The following is a 15,407-nucleotide window of genomic DNA, read 5'->3' as shown; positions in this document are numbered from 1 at the left end:
CTGTTCCCCGCCAGTCTGATATAATGCCCGTCCAATCAAGGGGAGTGACAGATGAGTTTTGACGAGCGTTTTGGTGGTATTGCCCGGCTGTACGGGGCCGATGCTCTGGCCCGGTTTGCGGCGGCCCATGTGTGTGTGATCGGTATCGGTGGCGTCGGATCCTGGGCGGCGGAAGCCCTGGCCCGCTCCGGGATCGGCGCCATCACCCTGATCGACATGGACGATATCTGCATCACCAACACCAACCGTCAGATCCACGCGCTGAACAACCAGATTGGTCAGGAAAAGACCCAGGCCATGGCCGAGCGGATCTCCTTGATCAACCCCGATTGCAAGGTGACTGTGGTGGACGATTTCATCAGCCCGGACAACCTGGCTGAGCATCTGTTGGGTGATTTCGACTATGTGGTGGATGCCATCGACTCGGTCAAATCCAAGGTGGCGCTGATCGCCTACTGCAAGCGCAACAAGATCCCGGTGATCACCGCAGGTGGCGCCGGCGGACAAACGGATCCAACCCAGATCATGATCCGCGATCTCAGTAAAACGATCCAGGATCCGTTGGCCGGTAAGGTGCGCGGCGATTTGCGTCGATTCCACAATTTCAGCAAGAATCCCAAGCGCAAGTTTGGCGTGGATTGCGTCTTCTCTACCGAGCAGCCGCGCTACCCGGACGGCGCCGGTGGCATTTGCAGCACCAAAAAGGAATCGGATGGCACCATGAAGATGGACTGCGCCTCCGGCTTCGGTGCCATCACCCACATCACCGCCACCTTCGGCTTCTTCATGGTCAGCCGGGTGCTTTCAAAGCTTGCTTCGCAAACAGGGGAAAGCAGCTGCAAGCCGTAAGCTGTCAGCTTTAAGCCTGTCTCTTAGTCACAAGTTCTTGTCGCTTGCCGTATCGTGCACTTTCGTCGGCCAAAGCGCACTGCTTCTCCGGCACGCCGTGGACCCATCCATGGGAGCTCCGCTGCGCCATCCATGGCGCAGAGGGCCGGCGAAGCAGACACACCCTTTCCCCTCCTTGGTTGGGCCCGGAGTTGACGGTCAGTATCCAACAGGTAGCGCCGGAGCTTCATGAAGCTGCAGCGGGGATTGCCGGAGCCGACCGTCACATGCCATGGACGGCATGTGCCGAGCGCCCCATGGATGGGCTTGAAGCGTGTCGGCGGAGCGCAACCTCGCTGCAGCTTCGCATTGCGATCGATTCAGCTTTCTGCCCTGGTTTTGATGGCTGTGACCACCGCCCTTAAGCCGTTACCCCGGGACGGGCTCAGGTGTGACAACAACTGCAGTTCGGCAAAATAGGCGTCCATATCGAAGGTCTGGATCTGCTCGGAGGTCTTGTTGCTGAGTGCCGCCAGTACCACGGCCATCAGCCCCTTGACGATGCGGGCGTCCGCGTCGCAGTGAAACTGCCAGACACCCTCTTCATCCTGCTCGCTTACCAGCCAGGCCTGGCTTTCGCAGCCGTGAATGGCGTTGGCCTCGATGCGGTGTTCGGCCGCCAGCGACGGTAGCTGCTTCGCCAGTTTGATCAGCTCCTTGTAGCGGGCTTCCCAGCCGTGGGCGGCCTCAAACAGGGTGCGAATATCGGTATCGGTAAGCGTGGTGCCAAACGGATGCATCAGAAAAACTCCCGGGCTTTGTGAATGCCGGCCAGCAGGGCCGCTATATCTTGTTCTGTGTTGTAGAACGCCACCGAGGCACGAATGGTGCCCTGATCCAGCCCCAGTGCCTGCATCAGCGGCATGGCGCAGTGATGGCCGGTACGCACGGCGATGCCCTGCATGTCCAGCAGGGTGGCCAGATCCTGAGGGTGTACCTCGTCGATGGTGAACGACACGGATCCCGCCTGGGGCCGGCCGATGATGTGTACGTCCGGCATGGCGTTCAGGCCGATCATCAGTTGCTGCAACAGCTTGTGTTCATGCCGAGCCAGGCCAGCCCGGTCGAGGCCGGACAGATAATCCACCGCCGCGCCCAGGGCGATGGCACCGGCAATGTTGGGGGTGCCGGCCTCGAATTTGAACGGCAGCTCACCGAAAGTGGTGCGCTCGAAGCTGACGCTCTTGATCATCTCGCCGCCGGTCTGCCAGGGCGGCATTTTCTCCAGCCACTCCCGCTTGCCGTAGAGCACGCCGATGCCGGTGGGGGCGAACATCTTGTGGCCGGAGAATACATAAAAATCACAGTCCAGGCTCTGCACATCCACCGGCAGATGCCCCACCGCCTGAGCGCCATCTATCAGCGTGACCGCGCCCACGGACTTGGCCATGGCAATCAGCTCTCTGACCGGGTTGATCACCCCCAGCGCATTGGACACCTGGCCCACGGCCAGTAGCCGGGTGCGGGGCGATATCAGCCGGGCGGCGGCCTCCAGATCCAGCTCGGCGCCCGCGGTAAGCGGTATCACCTTGATGACGGCACCGGTGGCCGCCGCCACCTGCTGCCAGGGCACGATATTGGCGTGATGCTCGAGGGTAGAGAGCAGTATCTCGTCACCCGCTTGCAAATGGTGCATGCCAAAGCTGTGGGCCACCAGATTGATGGCTTCGGTGGTGCCGCGGGTCCAGATCACCTGCTCGGGCGCCGGGGCATTGATAAAGCGGGCCACCTTGCCACGGGCCGCCTCGAAGGCGCGGGTGGCCTGGCCGCTCAGGGCGTGAGAGGCGCGGTGCACATTGGCGTTGGTGTCCCGGTAATAGTGATTGAGGGCGTCCAGCACCGGCTGCGGCTTCTGGGTGGTAGCGGCGTTGTCCAGATACACCAGCGGATGGCCGTTGACGATTTGGGCCAGGGTGGGGAAGTCGCGTCTGAGGGTAGGGATGTCCGGTGCCATGTGCCTGTCTGGTGAATGAGCGCTGACCGGGATCATGAGCCAAAGCCTGCGCGATGACAAGATGCCTAATCCCCAATCCCCGTCCTTTCACCCTTTGGCTGCAGCCGGTAGAATGAGCGCCCCTGTTCAGCCGTCGGAAATGCCATGAAACTCAATCCAGCCCAAGACGATGCCGTACGCTACATTGGCGGACCCTGCCTGGTACTGGCCGGCGCCGGCAGCGGCAAGACCCGGGTCATTACCAATAAAATTGCCTATCTGGTACGCCAGTGTGACTACAAGGCGCGCAACATCGCCGCCGTCACCTTTACCAACAAGGCGGCGCGGGAGATGAAGGAGCGGGTGGCCCAGACCCTGGGCAAGGGTGAAGCCCGGGGACTGATGGTGTCCACCTTTCATACTCTGGGGCTGGATATCATCCGTCGCGAACACAAGACGCTGGGTCTGAAGGCCGGTTTTTCGCTGTTCGACGATCAGGATCAGCTGGCGCTGATCAAGGATCTCACCGAGCAGGAGCTGGACGGTGACAAGGAAAAGATCGCCCGCTTGATCAGCACCATTTCCAACTGGAAAAACGATCTGGTGCTGCCGGCCCGGGCGGCCCGGTTGGCGAACGATCCGGAGCTGGTGCTGTTTGCCCAGTGCTACGAGCGCTATCAGCGGCAGATGAAGGCCTACAACGCGCTGGACTTCGACGATCTTATCCTGATGCCGACCCTGTTGCTCAAAACCAACAGCGAGGTGCGGGCCTTCTGGCAAAACAAGATCCGCTACCTGCTGGTGGACGAATATCAGGATACCAACACCAGCCAGTACGAGCTGGTCAAGCTGATCGCCGGCGAGCGGGCCCGCTTTACCGTGGTGGGGGACGACGATCAGTCCATCTATTCCTGGCGGGGCGCCCGGCCGCAGAATCTGGTGCTGCTGCAAGAAGACTACCCCAACCTGCGGGTGATCAAGCTGGAGCAGAATTATCGCTCCCGCGGGCAGATACTGCAGTGCGCCAATATTCTGATCGCCAACAACCCTCACGTGTTCGAGAAGCAGCTGTTTTCCGAGATGGCCTACGAGGCGCCGGTGCGGGTGTTGTTCGCCAAGAACGAGGAGCACGAGGCCGAACGGGTGGTGGCCGAGATCATGGGCCACAAGTTCATGAACGGCAGCAAATTCGGCGATTACGCCATTCTCTACCGGGGTAATCATCAGTCGCGTACGCTGGAAAAAACGCTGATGACCAACCGCATTCCCTACAAGATCAGCGGCGGCACCTCGTTTTTCTCGCGGGCCGAAATCAAGGACATCATGGCCTACCTGCGGCTGCTGGTGAATCCGGATGACGACAACGCCTTTCTGCGGGTGGTGAATACCCCGCGGCGGGAAATCGGCCCCACCAGTCTGGAAAAGCTGGGTACCTACGCCAATAACCGGGGCAAGAGCCTGTTTGCCGCCAGTTTCGAGCTGGGGCTTGAGCAGACCCTGACCGGCCGTGGCCTGGTATCGATACGCGCCTTCAGCGACTGGCTGGTGCGCCGGGGGGATGAGGCGGCGCGCGGCAATGCGGTCGAGGCGGTGCGCGACATGATCAAGGACATCAACTACGAAGAATGGCTCTACGAGAGCTCGCCCAGCCCGCGGGCCGCCGAGATGCGCATGCAGAACGTGTCTACCCTGTTCAAGTGGGTCAGCCAGATGCTGGAAGGCTCGGAGCTGGACGAGGCCATGACCCTGCCGCAGGTGGTGATTCGGCTGACCCTGCGCGACATGATGGAGCGGGGTGAAGACGAAGACGACGGCGAGCAGGTGCAGCTGATGACATTGCATTCTTCCAAGGGGCTGGAATACCCCTATGTGTTCATGGTGGGCATGGAAGAAGGCTTGCTGCCGCACCAGAGCAGCATCGATGAAGACAACATAGAGGAAGAGCGGCGGCTGGCCTATGTGGGCATCACCCGGGCCCAGCAGGCGCTGACCTTTACCCTGTGCCGGGAGCGCCGTCAGTTTGGCGAGCAGATACGGCCCGAACCCAGTCGTTTTTTGCTGGAGTTGCCGCAGCAGGATCTGGACTGGGAGCACAACCGCAAACCGCCGAGCGAAGGTGAGCGCATGGAAAAGGGCCAGGCCAGCATCGCCAACCTGAGAGCCATGTTCGGTAAAAAATCGTGAGGGGTGAGGGGTGAGGAGTGAGGGATTTTTCCTTACCCCTCACACTTTACCCCTCACACTTTACACCTCACCGATAACAAACAAAAAAGCCGCATTTCTGCGGCTTTTGTATCAATGATGCCTTCAAGGCGTCGTTTTACTCAGATGGCGTCGAGCATGTAATCAACGGCGTTGGCAATCTCTTCATCCGAGCAGGCACCGCAGGCACCGCGAGGCGGCATGGCATTGAAGCCATTCAGCGCGTGGTTCAGCAGAGTGTCACGGCCCTTGGCGACACGAGGTTCCCAGGCGGCGGCATCACCCTTGATGGGCGCGCCGGCGGCACCGGTGGAGTGACAGGCAGAGCAGGCGGCGGTGAATACGGCATCACCACTGCGCGGCCCGGCGGCTTCATCGCTGCTACCGGCGGCGGCGGTATCGACAATGCCTTCCAGATCGGCGGCAGTGTAGACGCTGCCTACCGGCTTGGTGCGCTCGGCAACCGCTTCGGGCGACATATCATTGGCGGCGTAGGCCATACCACTCAAAGAGGCAGCGGCAACGCCGGCAAGCAACAGGTTTCTTAACAGGCTCACCTTTTTATTCTCCCAGTTGGCTTATTTATTTCCATTGAATTTCATTAAACCCGTCGAGTATACCCCAAGTGTGGCGGTCATTAAACGATCTGGTGAAACCCGGAACGGCCTGAAAAACCACGTTTGAGTCGACCCGGTATGCATGACGGCCGCGCAGCGACGGAATTCTTTATGTTATTATCAATATCTCTTGATATGAAAATGGCTGCGAGCATAACGGAGCATCCGATACCAATGAATGATAATCACACGCAGAATACCCCTTCCGGCACCGGCGATCAGGTGATGGATCAAATCGACCGCATCGTTACCCTCTGGAACCGGGTCCGCCCCGAACTGGACTTTGACAGTACCGAGGTCATCGGCCGTATCGTACGGCTCGAATATTTCATTACCCGTCGTGTGTTGCAGGATTTGGCGCATTACGGACTGAATGTGGGTGAATTCGATGTATTGGCAGCATTGCGTCGTCATCCGCCTTCTTTCCAGTTGTCCCCCAACCAGTTACAGACCATGGTGCTGATTTCGTCCGGTGCCCTGACCAACCGCATCAATCGCCTGGAAAGCCGGGGTCTGGTCAGTCGGGCCCAGGCGGATCACGACCGGCGCGGTGTCATTGTCACGCTGACCGAAGAAGGGTTCAGGGTGGTAGAAGAAGCGGTCGGGCATCACCTGGCCGCCGAGGCCGAGCTGGCCGGTACCTTGTCGAACGATGAGCAGCAACAGTTTGCCGTTCTGTTAAAGAAAATGCTGCTGGCGGTGGAAGACTGAGGCCTGCTTCAACTTTCTGGTCATTTACCGGAAGATTTGACGGCATGACGTCGCGAATTTCCGTTTTCCTGCTGATACTCAAGCAAGGTGAAGCCGGAGGCTCGGGCCGGCTTCATACTAGGTCAACAGACCCTATGAATTCAGACAGGCCGAGCGGCCTAATGGCCATCAAGGAGGTTATTGAATGAAGTTATATTACAGGCCTGGCGCTTGTTCACTCGCCCCTCATATCGTGTTGTCCTGGCTTGACGTCCCCTATGAGCTGGAACGGGCGGATACCCGGGATCCGGCGTTCCTCAAGATTAACTATCTGGCCGCGGTGCCGGTGCTGTTTACCGAAGAAATGGGGGCTCTGTACCAGAACAGCGCCATTCTGCGTTATTTGTCGCGTTTGCCACAGGGCGAGCATCTGGGACCGGGTACCGATCCGGTGCTGTTATATCAGTGCGATTACTGGCTGAGTTTTTTCAACACCGACGTATATCGCGCCTTCGTGCCCTACTTTGCCCCCGGTAAATACACCACAGATACCAGTGACGCCGCCCTGAATGCCATCAAGGCGGCGGTACCGGCCCAGGCGGCGCCCTTGCTGCAGCGAATGGATAACCACCTGGCCAGCCGAACCTGGTATATGGACGAACACCTCAGCATTGTAGACGCCTGCGCCTTTGCCTTTACCTACTGGGCCGTACGAGTGATGCCCGACGGACTCAATGCCTATCCGCATGTGGCACGACATTTTCAGGACATGAAAGAGGACCCGGCGGTGCGCCAGGTACTCGATAAGGAAGGACTCCCGCTTTAAGTTCCATCCTGTAACACAAATGTCGACGTCGTTAATGACGCGCCACAATCAGCAGAGTACCTATTACCGTTGCCAGCGCGCCCAGCCAGGCTCCATTGGCCGGGCGGCGCTTCATGATCAGCCACAGCAACGGCAGCACCAGCACCGGACTCACCGAACTCAGCATGGCCACCATGCCCACCTCGCCATGGCGCAAGGCCAGCAAAATCAGGGTCATGCCCACCCCCATCGCCAGAAAGGCGTTCAGCGCCACCATGCCGAAAATTGGCCAGTTGATGCGCTGCAACGGCCTGGCAACCGACAAGCCACACCACAGCAGTGCCAGGTGCGCGAAAAAAGCGATACTCATGCGTACCGCCGAAGCAGCCACAGGATCGAGCGGATCCTGCGTACTCATCATCACCGGCTTCACCATCAGCGTGGCCACCGACTGACATAAAGCCGCCAGCAGGCCGAGGGCAATGCCCGGCCAGGGACTGCCATTATCCTGCTCCCAGGCGTGGGTTTCATTGCTGCGCCTGCCCATGAAAATGGCGGTCATGACCCCACCTAGCAGCAACAGGCAACCCACCAGCGTCAGACCGGTGATGGTTTCACCGAACACCAGGTAGGCCAGTACGGCAGAGAACAGTGCATGGGTGGCAAACAGTACGCCCGCCCGGCGGGGGCCGAGTCGGTTCATGGCGGCAAAAAGGGCGGTATCGCCGATAAAAATACCGATCAGGCCGGACAGCGCCATGATGCTCAGGCTGTGACCGTTCAGGCTGCTCCAGCCTCCGGTCAGCAAGGCCACCGACCACAACATCAGACTGACGCAGAACATGCGCCAGCGAGAAAAGGCAAAGGCGCCCAGATGGCGGGCGGCATTGGCCGACAGCAAACTAGCCGTGGCCCAGCAGGCCGCCGCCGCCAGGGCGAGGTAATCATAAGAAAAAGACATTAATGAGTACAAATCAGCGGGAAAGGCCCAGTCTAGCAAGTTTTACCCCGCCGCCAAGGGAGATTTGCCAGCCATCGGCTTAGCGGGTCTAATAGCGGTCACCGCCGTCAATCACAAGAGTCATTATGCGCCTACTGCACACCTCCGACTGGCACCTTGGCCAGCATTTTATGGGTAAAACCCGCCTCGATGAACACCAGGCCTTTTTGCGCTGGCTGATCGAGCAGGTAAAGGAACATGAAGTGGCGGCGGTGGTCGTGGCGGGGGATGTGTTCGACACCGGCACCCCGCCCAGCTATGCCCGTGAGCTGTACAACGGCTTTATTGTCGAACTGCAGCACACCGGTGCCCAACTGGTGATTCTGGGCGGTAATCACGACTCGGTGGCCATGCTGAACGAGTCTCGCACCTTGTTGGGCTGCCTGAACGTGCAGGTGATTCCCGGCATGCTGGACGACGTTGAGCATCAGGTACTGACCTTGTCGGAGCGGGATGGCCGGCCCGGTGCCGTGCTGTGTGCCGTGCCCTTCATTCGGGCCCGCGAGGTGATGGCCAGCGAGGCCGGACAGAGTGCCGCCGACAAGCAGCAGGCCCTGCAACAGGCCATTGCCGACCATTACCGGCAACTGTTTGAACTGGCGCAACAGCAGGCCGGGCTGGCGGAGCCGCCATTGCCGATTGTGGCCACCGGCCACCTCACCACGGTGGGCGCCAGCAGCAGCGACTCGGTACGGGAGATCTACATCGGCACCCTGGACGCCTTTCCCGCCAGCGCCTTTCCGCCGGTCGACTACCTTGCCCTGGGGCATATTCACCGGCCACAGAAGGTGGGCGGCCACGAGCACATTCGCTATTGCGGCTCGCCCATCGCGCTCAGCTTCGACGAAGTCGGCCAGCAGAAGGAAGTCTTGCTGGTCGAGATGAGTGGTGAGGGCCTGCAGGCGGTGACCCCGCTGCCGGTGCCGATATTTCAGCCTCTGGCCAGAGTCAGCGGTAACCTGGAGCAACTGGCGGAGGCGATGCAGCAGCTCGCCGCCGACCATGAGGTACCGGTCTGGCTGGAAGTGACGGTAAGTGAAGATGATTACCTGAGCGACCTGCAACCGCGGGTGGAGCAGCTGGCGGAAGGACTGCCGCTGGAGATATTGCTGGTGCGCCGGCAGCGCACCCAGCGCCGTGACGGCCTGACCGCCGAGCAGGGGGTGACCCTGAGCGAGCTGACACCGGCGGAGGTGTTCGAGCGACGGCTGGCACCGGAGCCAATAGAGGATGAGCGGCAGCAGGCGTTGAGTAGCCTGTACCGTGAGCTGTTGCTGCAGATGGAGGAACCCGCATGAAGATCCTCAGCCTGCGCCTGAAAAACCTGAACTCCCTGAAAGGGGAGTGGAAAATCGACTTCACCCGGTCGCCGTTCAGTGACAGCGGCCTGTTTGCCATCACCGGGCCTACCGGCGCCGGCAAGACCACCCTGCTCGATGCCATCTGTCTGGCGCTTTATCACCAGACGCCGCGCATGAAGAACATTTCCGCCGGTGGCAACGAGCTGATGACCCGCCATACCGCCGACTGTCTGGCGGAGGTGGAATTCGAGATCAAAGGGGAAGGTTATCGCGCCTTCTGGAGCCAGCGGCGCTCCCGGGACAAGCTGGACGGCAAGCTGCAGAATCCCAAGGTGGAGCTGGCCCGACTCGATGGCACGATTATCACCAACAAAATCAACGACAAGCTGAATCTGACCGAACAACTGAGTGGGCTGGATTTTGGCCGTTTTACCAAATCCATGCTGCTGGCCCAGGGTGGCTTTGCCGCCTTTCTGCACGCCAATGCCAACGAGCGGGCCGAACTGCTCGAAGAGCTGACCGGCACCGATATCTATGCCCAGATCTCCAGGCGGGTGTTCGAGCAGACCCGCGAGCAGCAAAACACCCTGGCGCAGCGAGAGGCCAGGGCTGAAGGCATGGCGTTGCTGACTGAAGAAGATCGACGGCAAATCAGCGAACAACAAACCGGGCTCGGGCAGGAGCTGAAGGCGCGGCAGGGCGAGTTAAAGCTGGCCCGTACGGCACTGCAGCACCGGGAGGAGTGGGACCGATGCGAACAGCAACTGGTCAGCGCTCGGCAGGAGCGGCAACAGGCGGACATGGCGTTGGAGCAGGCCGCCCCCGAGCAGGCCCGGCTGAACGCGGCGGGGCCGGCGGCCCGTCTGCATCCCCTCTGGCTGCAGGCTCAACAGGGACTCAAGCGTAAGCAGAGCCTGGTGGGGGAGCTGGCGTCTCAGCAGACAAGGCTGACGGCGCTGGAGGATGAGCGTAATGATACTTGCTGGCAGGGACTGGCGTTCAGCCGCCAGTATCAGGGTGAGCTGGCGCGGCAACAGACAGAGCTGGAGGCCGCTCAGCAACAGCTGGAACAGGCCATGGCCAATAACCCGGCCGGTGCCCGGCTGGGAGAGCTGCTGGCGGGCTGGCGCGGAAGCATTGGGCAACAGGCCGACACGCAGCAACGGCTGGGTAACCTGCAAGCCAAACGGCAAGACAGCCAACGGCAGCGGCAACAGGCCGAAGCACGGTTGCAACAGCTCGCCCGGGAGCAGAAAGACGCTGCAGAGGCATTGGTACAGGCACAGCAGCGTCATCAGGCTCGGCAGCAGGCGCAAACGCAACTGCTGGATGGTGAAGAAGAAGCCGCGTTCCACAGTCGGCTGCAGAGCCTGTATCGCCAGCAGCCGTTGTGGTCGGCGCTGGAGCAGGGAGCGGAATTACTGCAGCAACTGCAGACTGAACAGCAATCGTTGACCGAAGAGCTGACGGAGCTCACGCCTCGCTGGCAGCAGGGCGAGCTGCAGCTCAAGCAGTTTCGCCAGCAATACGCCCAGCTCAAGGAGCTGATCCGCGACAAGGAAAGGCTGCTGGCGCAGGAGCAACGCATTCGGGATCTGGAGCAGCACCGGGTCCGGCTGCAGCCGGGAGAAGCCTGCCCCCTGTGCGGCAGTGAGTCACATCCGGCCATCGAGGCCTACCAGGCGCTGGATGACAGCACCGCCAACGAGCTGGCAGAGAAGCGACAACAGCGTGAGGAGCTGGAGCAGCAGGGTCAGGAGCTGGGTCACCGGCAGCTGGCGCAGAAGCTAAAACTGGAGCAGGGTGAGCAGCGTCTGGTCGAGTTGAGCCAACAGCATCAGGAGTTGAGGGCTCGGCATCGGCAGCAGCTGACGGAACTGGCCATGACTGCTGTGGACTGGTCCGAACAACTGGCACAACGTCGGCAGCAATTACAGCAGCAGGAACAACTGGCAGAACGGCTTGATGCCGCAAAACAGGCGCTGGCCCGGGCCGAGCTGGACCAGCGGAATGCTCGCCAGCAGGTGAATGATCTCGCACACCGGCAGCAGTTGCTGGAGCAACAGGATCAGAGCCTGATGCAGCAGCTGCAGCAACTTGAGGATGAACTGCAGAAATGTCGGCAACAGAGTGCCGATGCGCAACAGCGGCTTGCCGCCGAGCTGGCCGCTCACGGTTGGGAGGCGCCTGCCGACTGGTCCGGCTGGCTGCAGCAAACCGAGCGGCAATGGCAAGACTGGCAGCGTCAGCAACAGCACTGGCAGCAACTGGCGGAACAACGGCAGCGGCGGACGGCGGATCAGCGACAAGCCGACATACTGGTGCAGCAGTGGCAACGACGCTGGCAGACGCTGGGACTGGCGGAACGGGAAGGCGTTACCACGGTCGAGCCACAGGAGGCGGTCGCCAAGCTGGAAGCCCGGCTGCCGACGCTGGAGGCCGGGTGTCATAAAGAGAGCTCGACACTGGCGTTACTGCAACATCAGTTGGCGGAGCAGGAAGCCGAGCTCGGCGAACGACAGCGTCAATGGCTGCAGGCGTTGGCGCAAAGCGACTTTGCCGACGAAGCGGCCTTTATGGCAGCGCTGCTGAGTGATGCCGAGCGGGAGCGACTGGAAATGCAGATCGCACAGCTGCGGCAGCGGTTCGAACGGGCCGGCACCCTGCTGGAGCGGGCAGAGTTGGAATGGCAAGGGTTGGGCGAACCCCGGCCCGACGCCCTGGCCGTGCTGTCCAGCCGGGTTACCGAGCTGCAGCAGGCAGAGAGCGATTTGCTGCAACGTTTGGGCGGACTCGGAGAGCGGCTGGACCGGGATCGACAGCAAAGGGAGCAGCAGCGGGCGCTGTTTGCCGATATAGCGGCACAACGGCAGCAACTGCAGCTTTGGGAACAGCTTAACAGCCTGATCGGCTCGGCGGACGGCGCCAAGTATCGCCGTTTCGCCCAGGGCTTGACCCTGGACCATCTGGTGCAGCTGGCCAATCAGCGGCTGGTGCGACTGCACGGTCGCTACCGGCTGGGGCGCAAGACTGGGGGGGAGCTCGAGCTGTCGGTGATCGACACCTGGCAGGCCGACGTGGCGCGCGATACCCAGACCCTGTCCGGCGGCGAGAGCTTTCTGGTCAGTCTGGCGCTGGCGTTGGCGCTATCGGATCTGGTCAGCAGCAAGACCCGCATCGACTCGCTGTTTCTGGACGAGGGCTTCGGCACCCTGGATGCCGAGACGCTGGAGGTGGCGCTGGATGCGCTGGATGCGCTCAATGCCAGTGGCAAGATGATCGGGATCATCAGTCATATCGAGGCGCTGAAGGAACGGGTGCCGGTGCAGATCAAGCTGAGCAAGAGCCAGGGCCTGGGGCTGAGCCGGCTGGCGCCGGAATTTGCTTTTAACAGTGAGGGGTAAAGAGTAAGGATAAGGGGGAAGGGGTAAGGGGTGAGGGGTGAGGAGTAAAGAGTGAGGCGTCTCCTCACGCCTTACCCTTCACCCCTTACAGGGAGTTATTCTGCGGTGATCAGCGCCGGAATCCCCGGCAGCATGCCTACCGCGGCCATGATGCCCAGCAGAATGACGAAGGTGATACCGGGGATCACCCAGCGATCGGTGCGGCGCAGTGTCTTGCCGCGTTCCTTGTCACCAATCAGGCCCAGGTTGTCGAGCAGCATGGTCATGGACCAGCCGAACACCGGGTTAACGAAGGCAGAGGCGAACACCACGATACCGGCAGACTGGCTGCTGGTGGTGTTGCGGGTCATCTGCATGCCGGCTTCCAGCAGCGGCATGAATACACCCACAATCAGTGCCACGCGCAGTACCGGTGCCCATACCGCCAGATCCATCGGGTAACCCCAGAGGGCGGCGATGATACACATGATACCGGTCAGCACGGCACCGGCCGGAATGGGGCGCTTGGCGATGGCGGCGGGAATCATGTAAGTACCCCAAGAAGACGCCAGATTACCCCCACCAAGTACGCTACCGACGGCCTGACGAACCGAGGCGATACCCATGGTGTCATCCACGTTCATCAGTACCTTGGTGGCCTTTTTCGGGTAGTTCAGTTCCTGAAATACCCGGTGACCCATGAAATCGGGTGACCACATGGCGACAGCCAGTACGGCGAAGGGAGCCACGCTGATGAAGTGATGAAACTCGGGCCAACCCATCTGCCAGCCGGTATTTTCACCCCACCAGTAAGAAGGGCTCAGGTGCGGCATGCCGGGCTCGGTCACAAACTCGAACGGCGCACCCAGGGCGATGGCAATGATAAAGGCGATGCCGGAGCCGAGTGGAATGGACAGCCAGCGCATTTCCAGTCGGGCCAGCAGCGCATACATGATAATGGTGCTGAGGATGACCACAAACGCCACATAGCCCATATCGATACCATTGGCCCAGGCGGTGAGTGCCTTGATCTGGCTGAGAAGCCCCACGGCGCCGAGATAAATCAGCAGGCCACCACGCACCCCGTCACTGGTCAGTGCCATCAGCTTACTGCCGCCTTTGGTAATACTGAGCAGCAAACCGAACAGCCCGACCAGGAGCCCCAGCGCCAGCGGGTGACCACCGGAGGCAACGATCAGCGGGATAAGCGGAATCATGGGGCCGTGTGTGCCGGCCAGGTTGGCGGTCGGGTTGATAAATCCGGAAAACAGAATAACGAACAAAATGGCGGCAATCAGCATTTCGAAGCGGACGTTTTCCACCACGAAGGCATCGGACAGCCCCAGGGGACCGGCGAAGGCGGCCACCACGGCGGCGACCATCACGATTTTACCGATGGTGGCGGCGAGGGCCGGCACCAGATCTTCCAGCTCGAAGCTGTAGTCTTTAAACGGCAGGTTGATACGCCAGCGCTTGGGCGCCATGATCGTTAGTTCGTGCTCCAGATAGGCGGCACGGCTGTCAAAGTCGCGACGCGGCTTGCGCTGATCGCGATAACTCGGGTTGTTGGGTTGTGACACGGGCGTCTCCTTGATGGTAACCATCTCAATGGTGTCATTGCGGGGTTCATCATATGACTTGTTATCACTTTGTTATATTCGACATAAGTCTTAATATCCCGTGCCGGATGAGAGTGGTCAGGAGCATGACGCCGTGTGATTCATCGCGGGTAGTCGCTATGCCAGACCGGTCAAGAATGCGGAAAAGCCAGCCGACATCCCCCTGTGTTATCGTTTTGCTCATTCGTTCTGCGGCTCTGCGAGAATGAATTATTTCAAGGGAGACATGACGTGATACAGCTGCATCATCTGAACAATTCCCGTTCCCAGCGCATCCTCTGGATGCTGGAAGAGCTGGGCCAGGACTACGAGATCAAGCATTACCAGCGCGACGCCGACTCGCAGCTGGCACCCGACAGCCTGCGGCGGGTGCATCCGCTCGGCAAGGCGCCGGTACTGACCGACGGCGACATTACCCTGGCCGAGTCCGGCGCCATTATCGATTATCTGGCGCAGACCTATGGCCGGCAGACCCTGTTACCGGCCATGAATACTCCCGACTGGTGGGATTATGTGTACTGGCTGCACTACGCGGAAGGATCCTTGATGCCGCCGCTGCTGATGCGTCATGTGTTCGACAAGGTGCAGCAGGCGCCGGTGCCGTTTTTTGTTCGGCCCATCGTCAATAAAATTGTGGCGGGAGTGGACAAGGCGTTTCTGCACAAGCAAATAAAAACCCACCTGAACTTTGTGGCCGATCACCTGGCCTGTCATGACTGGTTTGCCGGTGATGCTTTCGGTGCGGCCGATATTCAGATGAGCTTTCCGCTGGAAGCCGCCATGCACCGGAGCGAACTGGCCGACAGCTATCCCCGACTACGGGCTTATGTCTCTGCCTTGCAGGCCCGGCCTGCCTACCTGAAGGCGCTCGAGGCGGGTGGGCCCTATCTTTACGGGCCCAAAGCGGAGGTTTGATAGTGCTGCTATTAGCCTTTAGCATGTCGGCCTGACTGTTAGTGAACGGGAAAC

12 protein-coding genes are annotated in these 15,407 nt (G+C 60.5%); 7 read left to right on the top strand and 5 right to left on the bottom strand.

What is annotated here, in order from left to right; all coding sequences use genetic code 11:
- Positions 1-51 precede the first annotated feature (51 nt).
- On the top strand, positions 52-849 hold the full coding sequence (gene tcdA / locus Q0753_RS09880; protein WP_298719969.1) for a tRNA cyclic N6-threonylcarbamoyladenosine(37) synthase TcdA: 798 nt from the start codon (positions 52-54) through the stop codon (positions 847-849).
- Positions 850-1,208: 359 nt separating this feature from the next.
- Here tcdA and Q0753_RS09875 read toward each other — a convergent pair whose 3' ends face one another.
- Together Q0753_RS09875 and Q0753_RS09870 are read right to left on the bottom strand one after the other, a co-directional pair.
- The gene (locus Q0753_RS09875) at positions 1,209-1,628 is read right to left on the bottom strand and encodes a SufE family protein (RefSeq protein ID WP_298719967.1); all 420 of its coding nucleotides are present in this window, start codon (positions 1,626-1,628) and stop codon (positions 1,209-1,211) included.
- Complete coding sequence (locus tag Q0753_RS09870) at positions 1,628-2,842, bottom strand: aminotransferase class V-fold PLP-dependent enzyme (protein ID WP_298719965.1); 1,215 nt, start codon at positions 2,840-2,842, stop codon at positions 1,628-1,630. The genes Q0753_RS09875 and Q0753_RS09870 overlap by 1 nt, the downstream gene beginning before the upstream one ends.
- Positions 2,843-2,986: 144 nt before the next feature.
- Between Q0753_RS09870 and rep the strand changes: the two genes are divergently transcribed.
- Complete coding sequence (gene rep, locus Q0753_RS09865; protein ID WP_298719963.1) at positions 2,987-5,005, top strand: DNA helicase Rep; 2,019 nt, start codon at positions 2,987-2,989, stop codon at positions 5,003-5,005.
- Positions 5,006-5,145: 140 nt separating this feature from the next.
- Here the strand turns inward: rep and Q0753_RS09860 are convergent, their stop codons facing one another.
- The gene (locus Q0753_RS09860; RefSeq protein ID WP_298719961.1) at positions 5,146-5,580 is read right to left on the bottom strand and encodes a c-type cytochrome; all 435 of its coding nucleotides are present in this window, start codon (positions 5,578-5,580) and stop codon (positions 5,146-5,148) included.
- Between the two features lie 234 nt (positions 5,581-5,814).
- Between Q0753_RS09860 and Q0753_RS09855 the strand changes: the two genes are divergently transcribed.
- Together Q0753_RS09855 and Q0753_RS09850 are read left to right on the top strand one after the other, a co-directional pair.
- Positions 5,815-6,351, top strand: a complete 537-nt coding sequence (locus Q0753_RS09855; protein ID WP_298719959.1) for a MarR family winged helix-turn-helix transcriptional regulator — start codon at positions 5,815-5,817, stop codon at positions 6,349-6,351.
- 184 nt (positions 6,352-6,535) lie between these two features.
- Positions 6,536-7,156 carry a glutathione binding-like protein gene (locus Q0753_RS09850; protein WP_298719957.1) on the top strand — a complete coding sequence of 207 codons (621 nt, stop codon included), beginning with the start codon at positions 6,536-6,538 and terminating at the stop codon, positions 7,154-7,156.
- A gap of 31 nt (positions 7,157-7,187) precedes the next feature.
- Here the strand turns inward: Q0753_RS09850 and Q0753_RS09845 are convergent, their stop codons facing one another.
- Positions 7,188-8,096 carry a DMT family transporter gene (locus Q0753_RS09845; RefSeq protein ID WP_298719955.1) on the bottom strand — a complete coding sequence of 303 codons (909 nt, stop codon included), beginning with the start codon at positions 8,094-8,096 and terminating at the stop codon, positions 7,188-7,190.
- Between the two features lie 125 nt (positions 8,097-8,221).
- Between Q0753_RS09845 and sbcD the strand changes: the two genes are divergently transcribed.
- A complete protein-coding gene (gene sbcD, locus Q0753_RS09840) occupies positions 8,222-9,433 on the top strand; it encodes an exonuclease subunit SbcD (protein ID WP_298719953.1) in 1,212 nt (403 codons plus the stop codon).
- Entirely contained in the window at positions 9,430-12,840 is a 3,411-nt protein-coding gene (gene sbcC, locus Q0753_RS09835) for an exonuclease subunit SbcC (RefSeq protein ID WP_298719952.1), read from the top strand. Before sbcD ends, sbcC begins: the two co-directional genes overlap by 4 nt.
- A gap of 95 nt (positions 12,841-12,935) precedes the next feature.
- Here sbcC and Q0753_RS09830 read toward each other — a convergent pair whose 3' ends face one another.
- Positions 12,936-14,399, bottom strand: a complete 1,464-nt coding sequence (locus Q0753_RS09830) for a DUF3360 family protein (protein WP_298719950.1) — start codon at positions 14,397-14,399, stop codon at positions 12,936-12,938.
- A gap of 270 nt (positions 14,400-14,669) precedes the next feature.
- On the opposite strand from Q0753_RS09830, the gene Q0753_RS09825 reads away from it, so the two are divergent.
- A complete protein-coding gene (locus tag Q0753_RS09825; protein WP_298719948.1) occupies positions 14,670-15,353 on the top strand; it encodes a glutathione S-transferase in 684 nt (227 codons plus the stop codon).
- Positions 15,354-15,407 lie beyond the last annotated feature (54 nt).

This window comes from uncultured Oceanisphaera sp., assembly GCF_947495715.1.
GTDB lineage: Bacteria > Pseudomonadota > Gammaproteobacteria > Enterobacterales > Aeromonadaceae > Oceanimonas > Oceanimonas sediminis.
This window is presented reverse-complemented; position numbering and strand designations above follow the sequence as displayed.